Annotated in this window: 14 protein-coding genes and 4 tRNA genes; 13 read left to right on the top strand and 5 right to left on the bottom strand. The window is 53.9% G+C overall.

Going from position 1 to position 19,358, the window contains the following annotated elements:
- Positions 1-28 precede the first annotated feature (28 nt).
- From ACN0V1_RS07280 to ACN0V1_RS07270, 3 genes are all read right to left on the bottom strand, one after another.
- Positions 29-1,897, bottom strand: a complete 1,869-nt coding sequence (locus ACN0V1_RS07280) for an LTA synthase family protein (RefSeq protein ID WP_417544354.1) — start codon at positions 1,895-1,897, stop codon at positions 29-31.
- Between the two features lie 131 nt (positions 1,898-2,028).
- The gene (locus ACN0V1_RS07275; protein WP_417544353.1) at positions 2,029-2,754 is read right to left on the bottom strand and encodes a UDP-2,3-diacylglucosamine diphosphatase; all 726 of its coding nucleotides are present in this window, start codon (positions 2,752-2,754) and stop codon (positions 2,029-2,031) included.
- Complete coding sequence (locus ACN0V1_RS07270) at positions 2,751-3,260, bottom strand: peptidylprolyl isomerase (protein WP_417544352.1); 510 nt, start codon at positions 3,258-3,260, stop codon at positions 2,751-2,753. The genes ACN0V1_RS07275 and ACN0V1_RS07270 overlap by 4 nt, the downstream gene beginning before the upstream one ends.
- Before the next feature lie 126 nt (positions 3,261-3,386).
- Here ACN0V1_RS07270 and ACN0V1_RS07265 point away from each other — a divergent pair, with 126 nt between their 5' ends.
- From ACN0V1_RS07265 to ACN0V1_RS07255, 3 genes are all read left to right on the top strand, one after another.
- A complete protein-coding gene (locus tag ACN0V1_RS07265; RefSeq protein ID WP_417544351.1) occupies positions 3,387-5,057 on the top strand; it encodes a glutamine--tRNA ligase/YqeY domain fusion protein in 1,671 nt (556 codons plus the stop codon).
- 24 nt (positions 5,058-5,081) lie between these two features.
- Positions 5,082-6,470, top strand: coding sequence for a cysteine--tRNA ligase (cysS, locus tag ACN0V1_RS07260; protein ID WP_417544350.1), 1,389 nt, complete (start codon positions 5,082-5,084; stop codon positions 6,468-6,470).
- 135 nt (positions 6,471-6,605) lie between these two features.
- Positions 6,606-8,786: a malate synthase G gene (locus ACN0V1_RS07255; RefSeq protein WP_417544349.1), complete on the top strand. Its 2,181-nt coding sequence runs from the start codon at positions 6,606-6,608 to the stop codon at positions 8,784-8,786.
- Between the two features lie 73 nt (positions 8,787-8,859).
- On the opposite strand, the gene folD is transcribed toward ACN0V1_RS07255, so the two are convergent.
- Entirely contained in the window at positions 8,860-9,717 is an 858-nt protein-coding gene (gene folD / locus ACN0V1_RS07250; RefSeq protein ID WP_417544348.1) for a bifunctional methylenetetrahydrofolate dehydrogenase/methenyltetrahydrofolate cyclohydrolase FolD, read from the bottom strand.
- Between the two features lie 227 nt (positions 9,718-9,944).
- On the opposite strand from folD, the gene ACN0V1_RS07245 reads away from it, so the two are divergent.
- The 4 genes from ACN0V1_RS07245 (at position 9,945) to ACN0V1_RS07230 (ending at position 10,472) form a co-directional block, all read left to right on the top strand.
- A tRNA-Pro gene (locus tag ACN0V1_RS07245) sits at positions 9,945-10,021 on the top strand.
- Between the two features lie 32 nt (positions 10,022-10,053).
- A tRNA-Arg gene (locus tag ACN0V1_RS07240) sits at positions 10,054-10,130 on the top strand.
- 79 nt (positions 10,131-10,209) lie between these two features.
- Positions 10,210-10,285 (top strand) — tRNA-His (locus ACN0V1_RS07235).
- A gap of 102 nt (positions 10,286-10,387) precedes the next feature.
- A tRNA-Leu gene (locus tag ACN0V1_RS07230) sits at positions 10,388-10,472 on the top strand.
- A gap of 38 nt (positions 10,473-10,510) precedes the next feature.
- Here ACN0V1_RS07230 and ACN0V1_RS07225 read toward each other — a convergent pair.
- On the bottom strand, positions 10,511-10,720 hold the full coding sequence (locus ACN0V1_RS07225; RefSeq protein WP_417544347.1) for a hypothetical protein: 210 nt from the start codon (positions 10,718-10,720) through the stop codon (positions 10,511-10,513).
- A 29-nt stretch (positions 10,721-10,749) separates the two neighbouring features.
- On the opposite strand from ACN0V1_RS07225, the gene tig reads away from it, so the two are divergent.
- The 6 genes from tig to ACN0V1_RS07195 all read left to right on the top strand — a co-directional run bounded on the left by tig (position 10,750) and on the right by ACN0V1_RS07195 (position 19,358).
- Positions 10,750-12,054 (top strand): trigger factor, encoded by a 1,305-nt coding sequence (gene tig / locus ACN0V1_RS07220; RefSeq protein ID WP_417544346.1) that lies wholly within the window; start codon positions 10,750-10,752, stop codon positions 12,052-12,054.
- Between the two features lie 187 nt (positions 12,055-12,241).
- A complete protein-coding gene (gene clpP, locus ACN0V1_RS07215; protein WP_291945516.1) occupies positions 12,242-12,877 on the top strand; it encodes an ATP-dependent Clp endopeptidase proteolytic subunit ClpP in 636 nt (211 codons plus the stop codon).
- Between the two features lie 78 nt (positions 12,878-12,955).
- Positions 12,956-14,239, top strand: coding sequence for an ATP-dependent Clp protease ATP-binding subunit ClpX (gene clpX / locus ACN0V1_RS07210; protein ID WP_144776399.1), 1,284 nt, complete (start codon positions 12,956-12,958; stop codon positions 14,237-14,239).
- A gap of 169 nt (positions 14,240-14,408) precedes the next feature.
- Entirely contained in the window at positions 14,409-16,826 is a 2,418-nt protein-coding gene (gene lon, locus ACN0V1_RS07205) for an endopeptidase La (RefSeq protein ID WP_417544345.1), read from the top strand.
- Positions 16,827-17,064: 238 nt separating this feature from the next.
- The gene (locus tag ACN0V1_RS07200) at positions 17,065-17,337 is read left to right on the top strand and encodes an HU family DNA-binding protein (protein ID WP_044386154.1); all 273 of its coding nucleotides are present in this window, start codon (positions 17,065-17,067) and stop codon (positions 17,335-17,337) included.
- Between the two features lie 164 nt (positions 17,338-17,501).
- Positions 17,502-19,358: a SurA N-terminal domain-containing protein gene (locus ACN0V1_RS07195; RefSeq protein WP_417544344.1), complete on the top strand. Its 1,857-nt coding sequence runs from the start codon at positions 17,502-17,504 to the stop codon at positions 19,356-19,358.

Here is a 19,358-nt window from a genome sequence, read left to right as displayed (position 1 = left end):
TTGAATGCCGATTGACGTGCATAAGGTGTTATTCAGTCGGGGTCAGCGTGGTTGCGTTTTTAAACAGCGCCAAGCGTTCATCCAGCGTAAGAAAAGGAGGCTTGTCTGCTTCCCTGAAAGATCCAAAGACCCTGTCAGGGTCGAACGCCCATGAAGTGCAGCGGGTGAGCAGTTCCGTGCACGCCAGCAATTCTCCCTTCTCCCTGAGAAAATACTTGAGCCCGGTATAGGTGTCCGCCAGGAGTATATCTCTGGGCTTCTGATCGTTTCGGACCAGCAGGCTGCGGCCAATCATATCGCCTGCGTATTTGCCACGACCGGTGGCGTCCAGAATGGTCAGGGGGATATCCAGTTGCGCCGTGATGGCATTTGCGCGTGCATACCCTTGAAGATCCTTCGGGTCTGGCGGGCGAACCGCAAGCATACCCAGATTGCTGTTCAGAGGCAGGGTTTCATGGTCTGCCCGCACAAAGCCCCCCGACTCATCTGACGTCAGTATTACAAGGGTATTGTCCAGTGTTCCGTTGGCAGCCAGTTCCTCAAGGAAGTGGCCGAGGGAATTCTCCATAACCTTCATGGCATCGCGTCGAGCCTGCTGGGGCTGCAGCAAAGCTACTTCTGTAGGGCCTTCCGCATTGTTCGCCTGTGCGTTCTCCAGGTTCTGTTCTGCCTCCTCTCCGATATCGAAGGGGTGATGAGTGCCAATGTTGAGAAGTGTAACAAACCAGGGTGAATTGCTCTGGTCCAGTTCTTTCATGCGCTCGGCAACATTGGGAAAGTACACCGGATCAGCCGGGCCCCAGCCTTCTATGTCTTCGGCGCTATTGAACGCTTCCGCACCTGTCACGTCCAGGAACCCCGCCTTCGGCATGAACTCATCTTTTTGCATGTAGCTGGTCGGCGCTGCTTGCCAGTAAGCAGTGTGATAACCGGCGTCGCGGAGCTTGGCGGGCAGGCAGTCCGGAGCGGCACGCTCCTCAGCTACGTCGAGGAGTTTTTTGGAGGCTCTGCGGAAATCCGGATAGCGTCCACAGACAATTGAAAACGTGCCGCGGTCCGTCTGGCGCTCCAGGCTGAGGTGATTGCGGTACATCCTGAACCCCTGTGCTTTCAGTACGCTTTCCAGGCCGCCCAGAGTAATAAGGGGCTGCAGGTCGTGGTACCGGCTAATATCCGGAAAGTAGCCCGCCGACAAACCTTCGATCATGATAAGCAGTACATTGGGAGGCTTGTCTACAGAGCTGGCTGCGACGCGCTGGTGGAAGAAGTTGATTCCTCTCTCAGGGTTATTAATCGGGGTTCCGGCCATCTCAACTGCTTCATCGCCGATCGCTATACCCAGCGGGTTAATGACGGTGCCTGGAACCTGAGCCAGTACGCTGGCCACTACGTTATTGGCCGGGGTGGTCAAGCTTGGAAATGACATGGCGTATACCAGCAGCACCGATATACCGGATGCAAGTAGGCCGACGGATCCGCTGGGCGGTCTCGGAACCACTGTCCGGTGTAGCCGGTGTAGTGCCCAGGCGAGGAAAAGATAGAGCGGTAGCAGGGTAAGATAGGCATTGAGCAGGCTGCCGCTTATAAAGGTAGGATCCATGCCCTTGCTTGCGAAGGCCAGTTGAAACAAAGTGCCGTGTGCCGTCAGGTGCATTCCTGCTACGTAGGCGGCACAGCCGAGCAATACGATCAGCGCTGCTCGTAGAGGCCCTCGCGATATCGTCAGTAGTATGGCGAGAACAAAAGCGCCGGTTAGATCACCCGCAATCATTCCGACCGGGCTCGGCCACACCCCGCTTTGCAGGATCAGACCAGCACGGATCAGCAAAAGCCAGACCCAGGCGAGTAGTAAGGTAAGTATAAAACGGCGATCCCTGAGGATCGCGACGAGTCTCATGGCGGTTGCGGTCCTGTATACAATGTCTATACACAGTACGCGTTCTCGGTTTGCGCATTCAACTGCCAGGCTCTTTATAAAAGCCTCTGTGTCGCAGATTTAATCCATGAGAAAGGTTGCTTGCTGAAATGTCAGAGTGGTGCCTTTTTCAGCTCGGGTTCCAGCCCTGGATTAGCTTCCAGCCACCATAGATCTTTATCCCAGTCGCCCAGAACAATCCGTTTTGCGGTTTTGTTGTTCACTTTCAGGGCGTGCTCGGCGGGCCTATGAGTGTGACCGTGGATCAGTTGCGGCACATCATGGGCTGCCATAACGCGCACAACTTCGTCTGGCGTTACATCCATGATGTTCTCGGCTTTGTCACGGTTTGTGGTCATGCTCATTTCCCGAAGCTGTCGGGCCATTTGCTGGCGGTCTTTGAGAGGTCGCGCCAGAATGAGCTTTTGCGTTTGTGGGTTGCGCATGTTGGCGCGGAATTTCTGGTATTCGACATCGGCCGTGCACAGGCTGTCACCGTGCATCAGCAGGGTAGGAGTGCCGTACAGGTCAATAAGTGTGGGGTCATCCAGCAAAGTCGCGCCCGCGCGGGCGCAGAAGTCTTCGCCCAGCAAAAAATCCCGGTTGCCGTGCATCAGGAAGATGCGAGTGCCGCTGTCGCTCAGCGTACGCAGTGCGGCTGCGATCTGCTCCTGTAGCGGCGTGTGCTCATCGTCACCAATCCAGGCTTCAAAAAAATCACCCAGGATGTACAGTTGCTCTGCTCCGGGCGCTTTTTCCTTCAAAAAGCGGAGAAACGCCCCGGTTATGTCGGGGCGTGACTCTTCCAGGTGAAGATCGGAAATAAACAGCGTGGTCACGCTGCGCCTCCGTCCTCTATAACGCTGGCTTTCTCGATCACCACGTCCTCATGAGGAACGTCCTGGTGGCCTGCGTCCATGGTGGTGCGTACAGCGCGTATGGCGTCCACTGTATCCATGCCTTCCACCACCTTGCCAAATACGCAATAGCCCCAGCCTTCTGCATTTTTTGCGGTGTGATCCAGGAAACCATTGTTCTCAACGTTGATAAAGAACTGCGCAGAGGCGGAATGAGGATCCATGGTGCGGGCCATGGCGACGGTGCCTTTCATGTTGCTCAGGCCGTTATCGGCTTCGTTCTTGATTGGCTCGCGGGTTTTGCGCGCGATCATGCCGGGCTCAAAGCCGCCACCCTGAACCATGAAGTTGCTGATGACCCTGTGAAAAATCAGGCCGTCGTAGAAGCCATCACGAACATACTGCTCAAAGTTCTTTGCGGTTTCAGGGGCGTTTTCATAATCCAGTTCGAGCTTGATATCGCCGTGATTGGTTGTCAGCAGAATCATCAGGGTTTCCTGTTCGTTGGGTTTAAAGCGGTATTGTACTCAAGAGTTTCCGGCGATGCATGAGTCCCGCCCGGATTTATGAGTATAATAGCCGGTTTATGACCCACTTCTTTTAACAGAGATTGTATGAGCGCCGAGCCGAAGAAAGCCCATAACTTTATTCAGAGCCTGATTGAAGACGCCATTTCCAAAGGCGAACACACCGGCCAGGTGGTAACCCGTTTCCCGCCGGAGCCCAACGGTTACCTGCACATCGGCCATGCCAAATCCATTTGCCTTAACTTTGGCATTGCCGAGACATTTTCCGGCGAGTGCACTCTGCGCTTTGACGATACCAATCCGGAGAAGGAGAGTCAGGAGTACATTGATGCCATCAAGCAGGACGTTGAGTGGCTGGGTTACACCTGGAGCGGGGATGTACGTTATGCCTCCGACTACTTTGATGCTATCTATCACTTTGCAGAAGAGTTGGTCGAGAAGGGTAAGGCCTATGTATGCGCTCTGTCTGCGGATGAAATGGCCGAATACCGCGGCAACCTGAAAGAGCCCGGCAGAAACAGCCCCTACCGCGACCGTCCTGTTGAGGAAAGTCTGAAGCTTTTCCGTGACATGCGCGACGGTAAATTCCGGAATGGGGAGCTGGTGTTGCGGGCGAAAATCGATATGGCGTCCCCCAACATCAACATGCGCGATCCTATCCTTTATCGCATTCGTTATGCCGACCATCATCAGACGGGCGATAAATGGTGCATCTATCCGATGTATGACTTCACTCACCCCATCTCGGATGCCATGGAAGGAATCACCCACTCCCTTTGTACACTGGAGTTTGAGGATCATCGACCGCTTTACGACTGGGTGCTGGAGAATATTTCGGCGCCTTGTCAGCCGCGGCAGATTGAGTTTGCCCGTCTGAACCTGAATTACACCATTACCAGCAAGCGCAAACTCAAGCGCCTGGTGGATGAACACCTGGTGGACAGTTGGGACGACCCACGCATGCCTACCATTTCCGGCATGCGTCGCCGAGGGTATACCCCCGAATCCCTGCGCACTTTTTGCGACATGATTGGCGTGAACAAGGCGGGTGGCACCGTGGACATGGGCATGCTGGAGTTCGCTATCCGGGAAGACCTCAACCCCCGATCGCCACGTGCCATGTGTGTGATGCGCCCGCTGAAGGTGACGCTCACCAATTATCCGGCCGACAAGACCGAAACTCTGGTGTTGCCCATTCATCCGCAGAATCCTGATATGGGGCAGCGTGAAGTCACCTGGAGCCAGACCTTGTATATCGACCGGGAAGACTTCGTGGAAGAAGCACCGCGCAAGTGGAAGCGACTGGCGCCGGAGCAAGCGGTTCGCCTGCGCGGCGGCTATGTGATGACCTGCAAGGAAGTTGTGCGGGATGCCAGCGGCGAGATCGTCGAGCTGCGTTGCGAATATGACCCGGCCACACTGGGTGTGAACCCGGAGGGTTATAAGCCCAACGGCGTTATCCACTGGGTGTCTGAGAGCAACAGCGTGGACTGTGATATCAATCTGTATGATCGCCTGTTCAACCACGAATCACCGGACAGCGACAAGGAAGGCGACTTCGTTGATCACATTAATCCGCAATCGCTCGTGGTGCTCAAGGGCGCGCGGGTAGAGCAGAGCCTGGCGACGCCGCTGACGGACCTGCCATACCAGTTCGAGCGCGAAGGCTATTTCTTCTGTGATCAGGAACTGACCGCAAAAGCCGGCAAGCCGGTATTCAATCGCACCGTTACCTTGCGGGATTCCTGGGGTAAATAAGGGTAAGCATTCAGGAGGCCAGCTGTGATCAGGATTTACAACACGCTCACCCAGCAAAAAGAAACCTTTACGCCCCTCGAACCGGGAAAGGTTCGCATGTACGTGTGCGGAATGACGGTTTATGACTACTGCCACCTGGGTCATGCCCGGGTGCTAGTGGCGTTTGACGTGGTAACACGTTACATGCGCAATCGTGGCTACGACGTGACCTACGTGCGCAACATCACTGATATCGACGACAAGATTCTCCGTCGTGCCGAAGAAAACGGAGAGCCGTTTACCGATCTCACAGAGCGTATGATTGCCGCGATGCATGAGGATGAAGCCAGGCTTGGTGTGCTGCCGCCCAGCGCAGAGCCCCGTGCTACGGATTATATTGTTGAAATCATTGTCATGATCAATACGCTCATTGAGTCCGGCCATGCTTATGCGGCTGATAACGGCGATGTGTACTTTTCCGTAGAGTCGTTTGAAAACTACGGAAAACTCAGCAAGAAAAAGCTTGAAGACCTGCTTGCAGGCGCACGCATCGACGTGCAGGAAGCCAAGCGCAGTCCGGCGGATTTTGCGTTGTGGAAAACCGCGGGCGAAGGCGAAGTGAGCTGGCCGTCGCCCTGGGGTGCGGGTCGTCCTGGGTGGCACATTGAGTGTTCTGCCATGTCGACCCACTGCCTGGGCGATACGTTTGACATTCATGGTGGCGGGCCGGATCTGCTGTTTCCCCATCACGAAAACGAAATTGCCCAGTCCGAATGCGCGACAGGGCACACCTTTGTAAATACCTGGATGCACGCGGGCGCGATTCGTGTGAACAAGGAAAAGATGTCCAAGTCTTTGGGCAACTTCTTCACCATCCGGGAAATTCTGGAGACCTATCTGCCTGAAGTGGTGCGCTTCTTCCTCGTTTCCAGCCACTATCGCAGCCAGGTCGATTATTCCGAAGATAACCTTTCTGAGGCGGGGCGATCGCTTGCCAGGCTCTATCATGCTCTGCGTGGTATCGTGCCCGCAAAATCCGTCGACGTGCCTGAAACAGACCACGATCGGCGCTTTGTTGAGCTGATGGATGATGATTTCAATTGCCCGGGCGCAATCTCGGTTCTGCACGCGCTCGCCAATGACATCAATCAGCATCGCCGTGAAGGCCGGGATAACGAGGCAAAAGAAGCGGCGACTGTAATGATCAGGCTTGGCGCTGTTCTTGGCCTTTTGCAGCAAGATCCGGATGCTTTTTTTCAGTCCGATTCCGGTGGCGAGCTGAGTGCTGAAAATATTGAAGCAAAAATTGAGGCTCGCGCTGATGCCCGTAAAGCCAAAGACTTTGCCGGTGCCGACCGTATTCGTGATGAGCTGGCAGAGCAGGGCGTTATTCTGGACGATTCCCGTGAGGGAACAAGCTGGCGGCGCAGCTAAGGCTGTTACCAAGGTCGTGTTGTATTCAGGGAAATGACCTTATAGGGAACTTCCCGTATAATGCTGCCTTCGATTTTCCGAGCCCGACCGCTGAGCGGCTTTCGGGACAGGGCTAACCCACTGAGGCTAAGAACGATGACAGAGCGCGTACAACTCGGCGGCATTCAGGTCGCAAAGAATTTGTATGACTTCGTGAATAACGAAGCAATCCCGGGCACAGGAATAGATGCCGAAAAATTCTGGGCGGAATTCGACAAGATCGTCAACGATCTGGCGCCGCGCAACCGGGAACTGCTTGCTAAACGCGATGCAATTCAGGAAAAGATGGACAGCTGGAACCGCGACCACAAAGGTCAGAAGCTCGACATGGCTGCCTATAAAACTTTCCTCACCGATATCGGCTACCTGGTAGATGAGCCGGCAGACTTCCGGATCTCCACGACCAACGTTGACCCCGAAGTCGCGACCATGGCAGGCCCGCAGCTGGTGGTGCCGATCATGAACGCCCGCTTCGCGCTGAACGCAGCGAATGCGCGCTGGGGCAGTCTGTACGATGCGCTGTACGGCACCGACGCCATTTCTGAAGATAACGGTGCTGAAAAAGGCCGTGGTTACAATCCGGTGCGTGGCGCCAAAGTTATTGAATTTGCACGCAACCTGTTGGACAGCTCTGCTCCCTTGGCGACCGGCAGCCATAAAGATGCGGCCCTTTATCAGGTTTCTGGTGGCAAGTTGACGGTTAAGCTTCAGAGCGGTGATGTTACCGGCCTGAAAGACGAATCCGGCTTTGTAGGTTACATCGGTGCTGCCGATACGCCCACGGGTATCCTTTTGGTCAAGAACGGCATGCATTTCGAGATTCAGATCGATGCCAGTCACCCGATTGGCAAAGACGACGGAGCGCACGTAAAAGACGTGCTGATGGAATCTGCGCTGACCACCATCATGGATTGCGAAGACTCCGTTGCCGCAGTAGATGCCGACGACAAAACGCTGGCTTACAGCAACTGGCTGGGCCTGATGAAAGGCGATCTTGAAGAAACCTTCGAGAAAGGCGGCGAGCGTCTGACCCGTAACATGAACGCGGATCGCGAATACACCGCAGCCGATGGCAGTGAGCTGAAGCTGAAAGGTCGCAGCCTGATGTTCATCCGTAACGTTGGTCACCTGATGACCAACCCGGCTGTTCTGCTGAAAGATGGGGCTGAAGTGCCTGAAGGCTTGATGGACGGCCTACTTACCGGACTGATTGCCATTCACGACCTCAAAGGTGGCGGTCGTTTTCAGAACAGCACTTCCGGTTCTGTGTACATCGTAAAGCCGAAGATGCACGGCCCTGAAGAAGTTGCGTTTACCAATGAGTTCTTTGGTCGCGTTGAGGATGCTCTGGGCTTGCCGCGCTTCACGCTGAAAGTTGGCATTATGGACGAAGAACGTCGCACTACGGTGAACCTCAAAGCCTGCATCCACGCCGCAAAAGATCGTGCCGTGTTCATCAACACCGGTTTTCTGGACCGCACCGGCGATGAGATGCACACCTCCATGGAGCTTGGGCCGTTCATTCGCAAGGGCGAGATGAAGCAGGCTGCATGGATTGGCGCCTACGAGCAGTGGAACGTTGATATTGGTCTGGAAACCGGTTTCCGTGGTGTTGCCCAGATTGGCAAGGGCATGTGGGCCATGCCGGATCTGATGGCCGACATGCTGGTACAGAAAATCGGTCACCCGAAAGCGGGTGCCAATACGGCATGGGTACCTTCACCCACAGCCGCAACCCTGCACGCAACTCACTATCATCAGGTGTCCGTAGCGGATATCCAGAAAGATCTGGAGAGCCGTACTCGTGCCAACCTCGACGACATCCTCACAGTGCCAGTGATGGATGACCCGTCAACGCTGGCGGCGGCTGATGTTCAGCAGGAGCTGGATAACAACGCACAGGGTATTCTTGGCTATGTGGTGCGCTGGATTGATAGCGGTGTTGGCTGTTCCAAAGTCCCTGACATCAACGATGTCGGCCTGATGGAAGACCGTGCTACGTTGCGCATATCGTCGCAGCATCTGGCTAATTGGCTGTATCACGGTATTTGCACTCAGGCGCAGGTTGAAGAGACCATGAAGCGTATGGCGCAGGTTGTTGATAAGCAGAACGCCAATGACCCGACTTACCGGGCTATGGCGCCGGACTTCGCGGACAGCGTGGCATTCCAGGCTGCAATGGATCTGGTTCTGAAAGGTCGCGAGCAGCCGAACGGCTACACAGAGCCGTTGCTGCACGCTTATCGCCTGAAGGCGAAAGAGAAATTCGGCCAGTAATATCGGCTGAGAGTAAAAAACCCGCTTCGGCGGGTTTTTTTATGGCTGCTTTGTACTCGGGCGTGCGAATCGATTACTCGTTGTGCAGTTCGTTTGCAGCATACAGCGTGTTTTGCAAGAGAGTTGCAATCGTCATCGGGCCAACACCGCCCGGCACGGGCGTTATGTATGCAGCACGAGCTGAAGCTTCATCAAAATCCACGTCGCCCTGCAGCTTGCCGTTCTCCATGCGATTGATGCCCACATCAATCACCGTGGCGCCGAGTTTTACCCACTCGCCCTTGATCAGTCCCGGTTTGCCGACAGCGGCAATCAGAATATCGGCTTCACGAACGTATTTTTCCAGATCCGGTGTGAAGCGATGACACACAGTGGTTGTTGCGCCTTTAAGCAACAGCTCCATGATCATAGGGCGACCTACGATGTTGGATGCGCCCACAACCACGGCGTGCTGGCCTTTGTAAGGGGTGTTAATGCTATCCAGCAGGGTTATGACACCTGCTGGTGTGCAGGGCCTGAGCGCAGGCTTACGCTGCACCAGGCGACCGATGTTGTACGGGTGAAAGCCATCCACATCTTTATCAGGACGAATTTTCAGCAAGATAGGGTCTGCGTCCAGATGCTTCGGTAATGGAAGCTGTACCAGTATGCCATCGACTAAAGGGTTCTCGTTCAGCTCATCAATCAGTGCTTCGAGGGCCTGCTGTGAGGTATCTCCAGGCAAGTCATAGGATAGCGAGAGAATGCCTGCGGCATCGCAGGCCTTGCGCTTGTTACCTACATATACTTCAGAAGCCGGGTCGTTTCCTACCAGTACAACGGCCAGGCCGGGGGCTCTCAGCCCCTGACTGGTGCGGGCTTCTACTCCTGAAGCGACCTGTTGTCGGACTGTGGCTGCAATTTCTTTTCCATTGATCAGTTTGGCGCTCATGGCTCGTCTTGTCGGTTGGGCATTGATAGAATAAAAGGGGTCTTATTGTCTCATGCTTGCCGCCCAACTCCAATTGGGGCCCTTGGGTGTATCGCCGGAGGCTCAGTAAAAAATCGGGGGAGAAATGGCGGATTTTTCAGAGAATTTCACTTTCCCTGTTGACGGAAGCAATTGGCGACAGTAATATCCGCACCAACTTTGCTGATGCACATATTGTTCAGTTCAGACGGGGTATAGCGCAGTCTGGTAGCGCGCCTGCTTTGGGAGCAGGATGTCGGGAGTTCGAATCTCTCTACCCCGACCATTTTCTGGATGTTCAGGTGGGCGAACGGTCAAGCGCCCGTAGCTCAGCTGGATAGAGCATCGGCCTTCTAAGCCGAGGGTCGCAGGTTCGAGTCCTGCCGGGCGCGCCATTTAAGCCGTCGGCTTGACCGGTACCACAGACCACCGCAAGCGGCAAAGTTAAGCGTTTTAAGGTCATATACCGATGTGGTGGACGTAGCTCAGTTGGTAGAGCTCAGGATTGTGACTCCTGCGGTCGAGGGTTCGATCCCCTTCGTCCACCCCACTTTTCTTTGAAGCGTTTTCCGCCTTGCTGAGTAATGTGACTTGTTTGAGGTCATTATTTTACATTTTTAGTTTGGGTGGCGATTTGAATTGACGGTTTTTTGCTCCGGTGGTGGAATTGGTAGACACGACAGGTTTAGGTCCTGTTGCCGCAAGGTGTGGGGGTTCAAGTCCCTCCCGGAGTACCATATTTTGAAGGCTCTTGGGAATATTCCAAGGGCCTTTTTTAGTTCGAAAAGGCAGAAATGCCCCTTTGTTTTTCTCTTTTTGCCCCCATTTCTCCACTGAAGTCGTCGCTGTAATCATTAATCGTGAAACTACCCGTGGCAGATGATTCTCTCGTCATGGCAAACCGTGATAAACTACCGGCTTTTAATTTTGGGTCCTTTCCGGGGAAGTTGCTCAGGAATGGACTTTTGGTTTTAATATCATTCATATACCGAACCCGAAATTTGAGGATCTTCCATGCAAGTGTCTGTAGAAACGACCTCCAACATCGAGCGTCGCATGACGATTGGTGTGCCCGCCCAGGAAATTGAACAGGCGGTTCAGAAACGCCTGCAGGAAACTGCGCGTACTGTGCGCCTTAATGGTTTCCGCCCTGGCAAGGTGCCCATGAGCGTGGTCAAGCGTCGGTTCGGTGACAGCGTACGCCAGGAAATTGTCGGCGAGATTATGCGTGACAACTACATCAAGGCGCTGCAGGAGCAAGATATTAACCCTGCGGGCTGGCCCAAGCTTGAGCCGAAAACCATGGAAGCCGGCAAAGACCTAGAGTTCGTTGCCGTTTTCGAAGTTATGCCAGAAATTGAACTGGGCGACCTGAGCCAGATTTCCATCGAAAAGCTGACCTCTGAAATTACCGACAAAGATATCGACACCATGATCGATAACCTACGTCGCCAGCAGGCCACCATGAAGTCCGTCAAACGCAAGTCCAAGAACAAGGACGTGTTGACCATTGACTTCAAGGGCTCTATCGATGGCGAAGAGTTTGAGGGCGGTGCCGCCGAAGGCCACAAGCTGACTCTGGGTTCTGATCAGATGATTCCTGGTTTTGAAAAAGCCATCGTTGGTGGCAAAGCCGGCGAAGAACTCGAGATTGAAGTGACCTTCCCTGAGGACTATCACAACGAAGACCTCAAAGGTAAGCCAGCGAAGTTCGACATCAAGATTCACGAAGTTGAAGAGCCTCAATTGCCTGAGTTGAACGCTGAATTCTTTACCAAGTTCGGTATCGAAGCGGAAGACGAAACTGCCTTCCGTGAAGAAGTGAAAAAGAACATGGAGCGCGAACTCAAACAGGCCGTGTCCAACAAGGTCAAGAATGACGTTGTAGACGGTCTTCTGGAAACGACTGAAATCGACATTCCCGCATCACTGGCTGATCAGGAGATCGATCGTCTGCGTCAAGAGGCTGTTCAGCGCTTCGGTGGGCAGATGGATTTCCAGCAGTTGCCGAAAGAAATCTTCCAGGAACAGGCTGAGCGTCGTGTTAAAACCGGTCTGCTGTTCCAGGAAGTTGTGAAGGCGAATGACCTGAAAGTAGATCCGGCCAAGGTTGACGAAAAGATCCAGGAGATCGCGTCAACGTATGAACAGCCGGAAGAGGTTATTGCGCACTTCAGCGGTAATCCAGAGCAGAAGAGCCAGATCGAATCCAGCGTGCTGGAAGATCAGGTTGTTGACCATGTGCTTTCTCAGGCGAAGGTTACAGAAAAGAAGGTCAAGTACGAAGAAGCCATCCAGGCTGGACAGTCCCAGCGCTGATATTAGCGACGTGACAGTGCCGGGGTCGGGTCAGTTTCCGCCCTCGCTGGCCGAACAGAGTTAGCAGCCGGCATGTCCGGCTGTTTTCATCTTGACTTGCGGCTGGCAAAGTACAGGATGCAAGAATACTGAAGATGCCGTGGTTCGCAGCCACGTCCCATTTGTCCATAAGGAGTTCAGGCGCATCATGACGCAGAAACCAATCGATGGTCTCGCAATGGATACCAGGTCAGCCCTGGTGCCGATGGTTATCGAGCAGACTGCCCGCGGGGAGCGCTCGTTCGACATATATTCCCGTCTGCTCAAGGAGCGGGTGATCTTCATGGTTGGGCAAGTGGAAGATCACATGGCCAACCTGATCGTGGCGCAGCTTCTGTTTCTGGAATCCGAAAATCCGGATAAAGATATTCACTTGTATATTAATAGCCCTGGCGGTTCTGTGACCGCGGGTATGTCCATTTATGACACCATGCAGTTTATCAAGCCTGACGTTTCAACGTTGTGTGTCGGGCAAGCAGCCAGTATGGGTGCGTTTCTGTTGGCTGGCGGTGCTGCTGGCAAGCGGGCTTGCTTGCCTAACTCGCGCGTGATGATTCACCAGCCTCTGGGTGGTTATCAGGGCCAGGCAACGGATATTGAGATTCATACCCGCGAAATACTCAAAATCCGTCACACCCTGAACTCGATCCTGGCCCATCACACCGGTCAGGACCTGGAAACCATCTCCCGAGATACGGATCGTGACAATTTCATGGATCCGACGCAGGCAAAAGAGTACGGGCTAATTGACTCGATACTTGATAAGCGCGTGCCGAATAAATAATACTGGTAGTAATTGCGTCACCCCTGGCCGGCGCACGGGTATCTGAAGCGCCGGCAAAACGAGATCAGAGGTATTTCAATGGCAGATGAAAGAAACGGCAGAGGCGACGATAACGGCAAGTTGCTTTACTGCTCGTTTTGCGGAAAGAGCCAGCATGAAGTCCGTAAGCTCATTGCAGGGCCCTCGGTGTTCATCTGCGACGAGTGCGTCGACCTGTGCAACGATATTATCCGTGAAGAGATTCAGGAGAATGCACAGGAGGAGCCGAGTGATCGCCTTCCGACGCCGGCTGAAATCCGCAATACGCTGGATGAGTATGTCATCGGTCAGGATCGCGCCAAGGTCGTACTCGCGGTCGCGGTGTATAACCACTACAAGCGCCTCCGGTACGGTGAAGGCAAGGGCGATGTTGAGCTTGGCAAAAGTAATATTCTGCTGATCGGCCCGACGGGTAGCGGTAAGACACTGCTCGCAGAGACGCTGGCTCGGATGCTCAACGTTCCCTTTACCATCGCGGACGCCACAACGCTCACCGAAGCAGGCTACGTGGGTGAGGATGTCGAGAACATCATCCAGAAGCTGCTGCAGAAGTGTGATTACGATGTAGACAAAGCACAGCGGGGCATTGTTTATATTGATGAGATCGACAAGATTTCGCGCAAGTCAGACAACCCCTCAATCACTCGCGATGTCTCGGGTGAGGGCGTTCAGCAGGCTCTGCTGAAGCTGATCGAAGGCACGGTTGCCTCCGTACCTCCGCAAGGAGGGCGCAAACACCCGCAGCAGGAATTTTTGCAGGTTGATACCGGCAATATGCTGTTCATCTGTGGGGGCGCATTTGCGGGCCTGGATAAAGTGATACGCGACCGCACGGAAAAGAGCAGTATCGGCTTTTCGGCCGCGGTAGCTACCCGGGATGACTCCAAGAATACCGGAGATGTTATCAAGAACGTGGAAACGGAAGATCTGGTCAAGTATGGCCTGATCCCGGAGTTTGTTGGCCGCCTGCCAGTGGTTGCGACACTCAACGAGCTTGATGAAGATGCACTTGTGCAGATTCTCACGGAACCAAAAAACTCTCTGACCAAACAGTATCAGAAGCTGTTCGACATGGAAGGCGTGGAGCTGGATTTCCGGGACGAGGCGTTGCGTGCAGTTGCCAGTAAGGCTCTGGAACGTAAAACGGGTGCCCGCGGTCTGCGCTCGATCATGGAAGCGACATTGCTCGACACCATGTATCAGATTCCGTCTGAGCACGATATTTCCAAGGTCGTAATTGATGAAAGCGTTATATTGGGCGATTCAGAGCCGTTCAAAATATATGCAAACACGGATCACGCCAAAGCTGTTCCAGATGATTGATTAGTCTTTCACTGCTGGACGATAAATAAAAAGGGGCGGGAACGCCCCTTTTTTGTTGGTTTGTATCAGCAGCGTCCCGTGCTGTGTTGTTTGGTAAAGAGATTGCAATTTCAACGGCCGCCCCAATGAAGGGTGGTATGCTGAATGAAACACCGTCAGAGGATTCCTTATGACCCGGATACCCGAAGATATCGTGCAAGAATACCCACTGCTTCCGCTCCGTGATGTGGTGGTGTTTCCGCACATGGTCGTCCCCCTGTTTGTGGGCCGCGAAAAATCCATTCAGGCTCTGGAAGCCGCGATGGACGGAAGCAAGGAAATCCTGCTGGTGGCCCAACGGGACCCCTCCACTGATGAGCCTGGCCCCGCTGATGTATTTGAGGTAGGCACACTCGCAACAGTCCTGCAAATGCTACGGCTTCCTGACGGCACGGTAAAAGTGCTGGTTGAGGGCAATGCGCGGGCCGCGATCAGTAATATCACAGAAGCCGATTACCTGTCCGGTGGCGCTACGCTGATGGACGAAGAGGGGTTGCCTGAGCGCGAGGAAGAAGTGCTCCTGAAAACCCTGATTGACGAGTTTGAAAAGTTTGTAAAACTCTCCAGAAAAGTACCTTCGGAAGTCTCTAATGCCTTGGCCGGAATCGAAGAGCTGGAGCGTCTTGCAGACACCATGGCGGCCCATCTCGAGATGCGCATTCCGGAGAAGCAGGAGTTACTGGAAGCGCTTGACGTTAATCGTCGTGTAGAGCTCCTTTTGGGTAAGCTGGATGGTGAAATCGACCTGATCGAGGTTGAAAAGCGCATTCGCGGCCGAGTTAAAAAGCAGATGGAGCGCAGTCAGCGCGAGTATTACCTGAATGAACAGATGAAGGCTATCCAGAAAGAAATGGGTAACCTGGGTGAGGGTAATAACGATTTTGAAGAGCTGGAGCAAAAGCTTGAGGAAGCGGGTCTGCCGGAAGAGGCTCGCAAGAAGACGGAATCAGAGCTGAACAAACTCAAGATGATGTCACCCATGTCTGCCGAAGCCACAGTTGTTCGTGGTTATATCGACTGGATGTTGGCCGTGCCCTGGAAAAAGCGCAGCCGGGTGCGCCACGATATTGAAAAAGCCCGGGAGATTCTTGATGAGGACCATTACGGCCTTGACGAGGTCAAGAAGCGCATTCTTGAGTACCTGGCAGTGCAGAGCCGTGTGAAAAAAGTAAAGGGTCCTGTCCTGTGCCTGGTGGGGCCTCCGGGTGTTGGTAAAACATCGCTTGGGCAGTCGATCGCTCGGGCCACCAACCGCAAGTACACGCGGATGGCTTTGGGTGGTGTGCGAGATGAGGCTGAGATTCGCGGCCACCGTAAAACCTATATTGGTGCGCTACCCGGCAAGCTGCTTCAAAAACTTGCCAAAGTGGGTGTTAAAAACCCGCTGTTCCTGTTCGATGAAATCGACAAGATGGGCATGGATCACCGCGGTGACCCTGCGTCTGCGCTGCTGGAAGTTCTCGACCCTGAGCAGAACCACACGTTCAACGACCATTACTTGGAGGTGGACTATGACCTTTCCGATGTGATGTTCGTGTGTACGTCCAACTCCATGGACATCCCGTCTGCGTTGCTTGATCGCATGGAGGTTATACGGATTCCGGGTTACACCGAAGACGAGAAAGTGAACATCGCGTTGCGTTACCTGTTGCCGAAACAGATCAAGGCGAACGGATTGCGTAAGGATGAACTGACGTTACCCGAAGAAACGCTGCGCGATATCGTGCGTTACTACACTCGCGAGGCTGGTGTTCGTGGTCTGGAGCGGGAAGTCGCCAAGATATGCCGAAAGGTTGTGCGCGAGCATGTGGAGGCCAATGACAAAGCAGTTATCGTTATCGAGCCTGAGATGCTTGAGCACTATTCAGGTGTGCGCAAGTTCAACTACGGGCTGGCGGAAGAGACCAACCAGATAGGGCAGGTAACGGGCCTTGCATGGACTCAGGTGGGCGGCGAACTGCTGACCATTGAGTGCGCTCTCACGCCTGGTAAGGGCAGGGTTGTTAAAACCGGGTCTCTTGGTGATGTAATGCAGGAGTCTATTCAGACTGCACTTACGGTTGTCAGAAGCCGCGCGCAGGGCCTGGGAATTGCAGACGATTTTCATGAAAAGCACGATTTGCATGTTCACGTACCCGAAGGTGCAACCCCAAAAGATGGTCCCAGCGCCGGTATTGGTATGTGCACAGCACTGGTTTCTGCATTGACCAAAATTCCGGTTCGGGCAGACGTTGCGATGACCGGTGAAATTACACTTCGGGGTCGGGTTCTGCCCATTGGCGGGCTGAAGGAAAAGCTTCTTGCGGCTCATCGCGGTGGTATCAAGACGATCATTATACCGGATGAAAACGTTAGAGATCTCAAGGAGATACCTGATAATATAAAGGACTCACTAGAGATTCTTCCGGTCAAATGGATTGATGAAGTGTTGGATATTGCACTGGCCTATGCGCCCGAGCCGCACGCGGTTAACAAGTCGCCAGAAGCGGGCTCAGGTAAGCCGCATGACGAAGACGGTGATGGTGCAGAACGCATAAAAACACATTAAACCCTGGATGAGTTGTTGACATGCCGGAGAGCCCATTGGTATAACTGTTTCGCCGTGAAGCAGCCAATACCAAGGGCTCCCGCGCAGTATGTGCCTATTCCGAACACCGGTTGAATGCCGAAAGGAATAAGAAAACCGAAGAATGGAATTCTCCGACCGCTTATGCGATAGTCGAGAACGTCCGAGAAAAAACAATCCGACCTAGAACATCTTCAACCTGATAGCGAAGGGGTTTAGTGTGAACAAGTCCGAACTAATCGATGCAATTGCAGAATCAGCAGATATTTCCAAAGCAGCCGCTGGGCGCGCTCTGGACGCAATGACCAACTCTATTACCGGTGCCCTCAAAAAAGGTGATCAGGTTACTCTGATCGGTTTTGGTACTTTCTCTGTGAAAGATCGTGCTGCGCGCACGGGCCGTAACCCGCAGACCGGTGCCGAGATCAAGATTGCGGCCTCTAAAGTGCCTGGGTTCAAAGCAGGTAAGGCTCTGAAAGACGCCGTTAAGTAACGGTTCTTTCTCCGGGGGCTTCTCTCAAAGGGAGTCGCCAAGAAGAATTCAAGGCGCATTCCGACAGGGTGCGCCTTTTTACGTTAAGTGCACCGGCAGCAGGCTCTGATACCGCTGCCAAATGGTAAAAACTGCACGACCTTGAACAGGGGTTCGGGAGAAACATGCTTCAAGATATTCGGGAAAATTCCCAAGGAACGATTGCCAAGATCATCATCGGTCTGTTGGTCGTGTCCCTCTCCATCTGGGGAATGGATGCCATTATTGGCGGCTTCTCTGGCGAGCCGGAAGTGGCAACAGTGAACGGTGAAGAAATTACCGAGCGGGATTTCCTGCGCGTTGTCCAGATGGAAAGCCAGCGCCGTTTATCCAGTATGGAGCGTCCCGATCCGGCCATGCTGAACGAGGATCAAATTCGCAAAGACGTGCTCGATTCGCTGATTCAGGAGCAGGTCCTTATTCAGGACGCCAGTGCTCAGGGCCTTGCGCTCAGTGACGCGGATATTGATGCCTTGATTACCCGGATGCCACAGTTTCAGGTTGATGGGCAATTTAACCGTGATCGCTTTGTAGCTTCCGTTCGCAATCTGGGCATGGGCGTGGGTGAGTTCCGTGAAGCCATGCGCAAACAGTATGTGGTTAATCAGATCCGTGGCGGCATCATGCAAAGTGGCCTGGTTGCTGACGCGAATGCCTCACAGCTTCTGCGAATCCAGAACCAGACGCGGAGCTTCCGGGTTGTTCAGATTCCCGCAGATGCGGTCTCTGATGCGATCAAGATCACCGACGCGGATCTTGAAGCCTTCTACCAGGAAAACAAGAGCGCGTTCAAGCAGCCTGAACAGGTTGACGCATCTTATATTACCTTATCGCTTGGCGCCCTGGCAGAGAAAGTCGAGATCAGCCAGGAAGAGCTTGAAGCCTATTACGAGCAGCGTGCTGGTGATCTGGCCCGTGAAGAGCGCCGTGCGTCCCATATTCTGATTGCGGATGGGGCCAATGCAGGGCAGACCATCAAGACCATTCAGGAGCGTCTGGAAGCCGGTGAGAGCTTTGAGAAGTTGGCGCAAGAGTTCTCTGTTGATACGGTATCTGCCAAAGAGGGCGGCGATCTGGGTTTTGCTGGCCGCGGCGTTTATGACGAAGCCTTTGAAAAGGCCTTGTTTGAACTGCAAGAGGGTGAGGTTTCCGATTCGGTAACGACCAGTTTTGGCGTGCACCTGATTCGCCTTGATGACGTTCGCCGTTCGGATGTGCCTGCACTGGCAGATATTGAGCAACAACTGCGCACGGAGCTTGCCCGCGAGCGAGTCCAGGAAAAGTATGCAGAGGTGCGCTCAGAGCTTGCGGATTCAGCTTATGCAGCAGATGATCTGGCGGGGCCCGCAAAAGAACTTGGCCTGGAAATTCGCGAGGCCACCGGTGTTACCAGAGAGGGCGGACGGGCACCGTTTGACCATGCTGGGCTGGTTCGTCAGCTTTTCTCGGAGGATGTTCTTGAGGGCGGATATAACACCGAACTGATCGATGTTGGCGATAATGTTTCTGTTGTCGCCCGTGTTCGAGAGTACCGTGAAGCCCAGCAGCTTGCGCTTGAGGATGTTAAAGACAGCATTCGCAGCAACCTGGAGGCTCGTAAAACCCGGGAAATGCTGAATGATCGTGCTGAAGCCATCGTTGCCAGCCTTGAGAAGGGTGAGTCTTTGGAAGCCCTGAATGCGGGTGATTGGGAGCAGTTTGATGATCAGGCCCGGAATGCATCCGGCGCGGATCCGCAGGTTATGCAGGCTGTTTTTTCTCTGGCCCGGCCCGCGGAAGAGAGCGGCGCAAGTTACGGCACCGCGATGACAAGAAGTGGTGTTGCGGTGATCGCATTGGATGCTGTCAATGAGGGTAGCGCGGAAGAGAACAGCGCTGACCTGGATCAGTTGCGTAACTTTCTGGCTTCCCTTGAGGGGCAGCGTGAATACGCCGCGTATCAGCAGTTCCTGAGGAACAGCGCCGAGGTATCGCGGCCATAA

Source organism: Marinobacter sp. (assembly GCF_048266785.1).
GTDB lineage: Bacteria > Pseudomonadota > Gammaproteobacteria > Pseudomonadales > Oleiphilaceae > Marinobacter.
Note: the sequence above shows the minus strand (reverse complement) of the source record. Positions and strands in the feature narration are given on the sequence as shown.

Coding starts and splice junctions, on each gene's coding strand:
- ACN0V1_RS07280 (WP_417544354.1), bottom strand. CDS start 1,897: ATGAGACTCGTCGCGATCCTCAGGGATCGCCGTTTTATACTTACCTTA.
- ACN0V1_RS07270 (WP_417544352.1), bottom strand. CDS start 3,260: ATGATTCTGCTGACAACCAATCACGGCGATATCAAGCTCGAACTGGAT.
- ACN0V1_RS07265 (WP_417544351.1), top strand. CDS start 3,387: ATGAGCGCCGAGCCGAAGAAAGCCCATAACTTTATTCAGAGCCTGATT.
- ACN0V1_RS07255 (WP_417544349.1), top strand. CDS start 6,606: ATGACAGAGCGCGTACAACTCGGCGGCATTCAGGTCGCAAAGAATTTG.
- folD (WP_417544348.1), bottom strand. CDS start 9,717: ATGAGCGCCAAACTGATCAATGGAAAAGAAATTGCAGCCACAGTCCGA.
- ACN0V1_RS07225 (WP_417544347.1), bottom strand. CDS start 10,720: ATGAATGATATTAAAACCAAAAGTCCATTCCTGAGCAACTTCCCCGGA.
- tig (WP_417544346.1), top strand. CDS start 10,750: ATGCAAGTGTCTGTAGAAACGACCTCCAACATCGAGCGTCGCATGACG.
- clpP (WP_291945516.1), top strand. CDS start 12,242: ATGACGCAGAAACCAATCGATGGTCTCGCAATGGATACCAGGTCAGCC.
- clpX (WP_144776399.1), top strand. CDS start 12,956: ATGGCAGATGAAAGAAACGGCAGAGGCGACGATAACGGCAAGTTGCTT.
- lon (WP_417544345.1), top strand. CDS start 14,409: ATGACCCGGATACCCGAAGATATCGTGCAAGAATACCCACTGCTTCCG.
- ACN0V1_RS07195 (WP_417544344.1), top strand. CDS start 17,502: ATGCTTCAAGATATTCGGGAAAATTCCCAAGGAACGATTGCCAAGATC.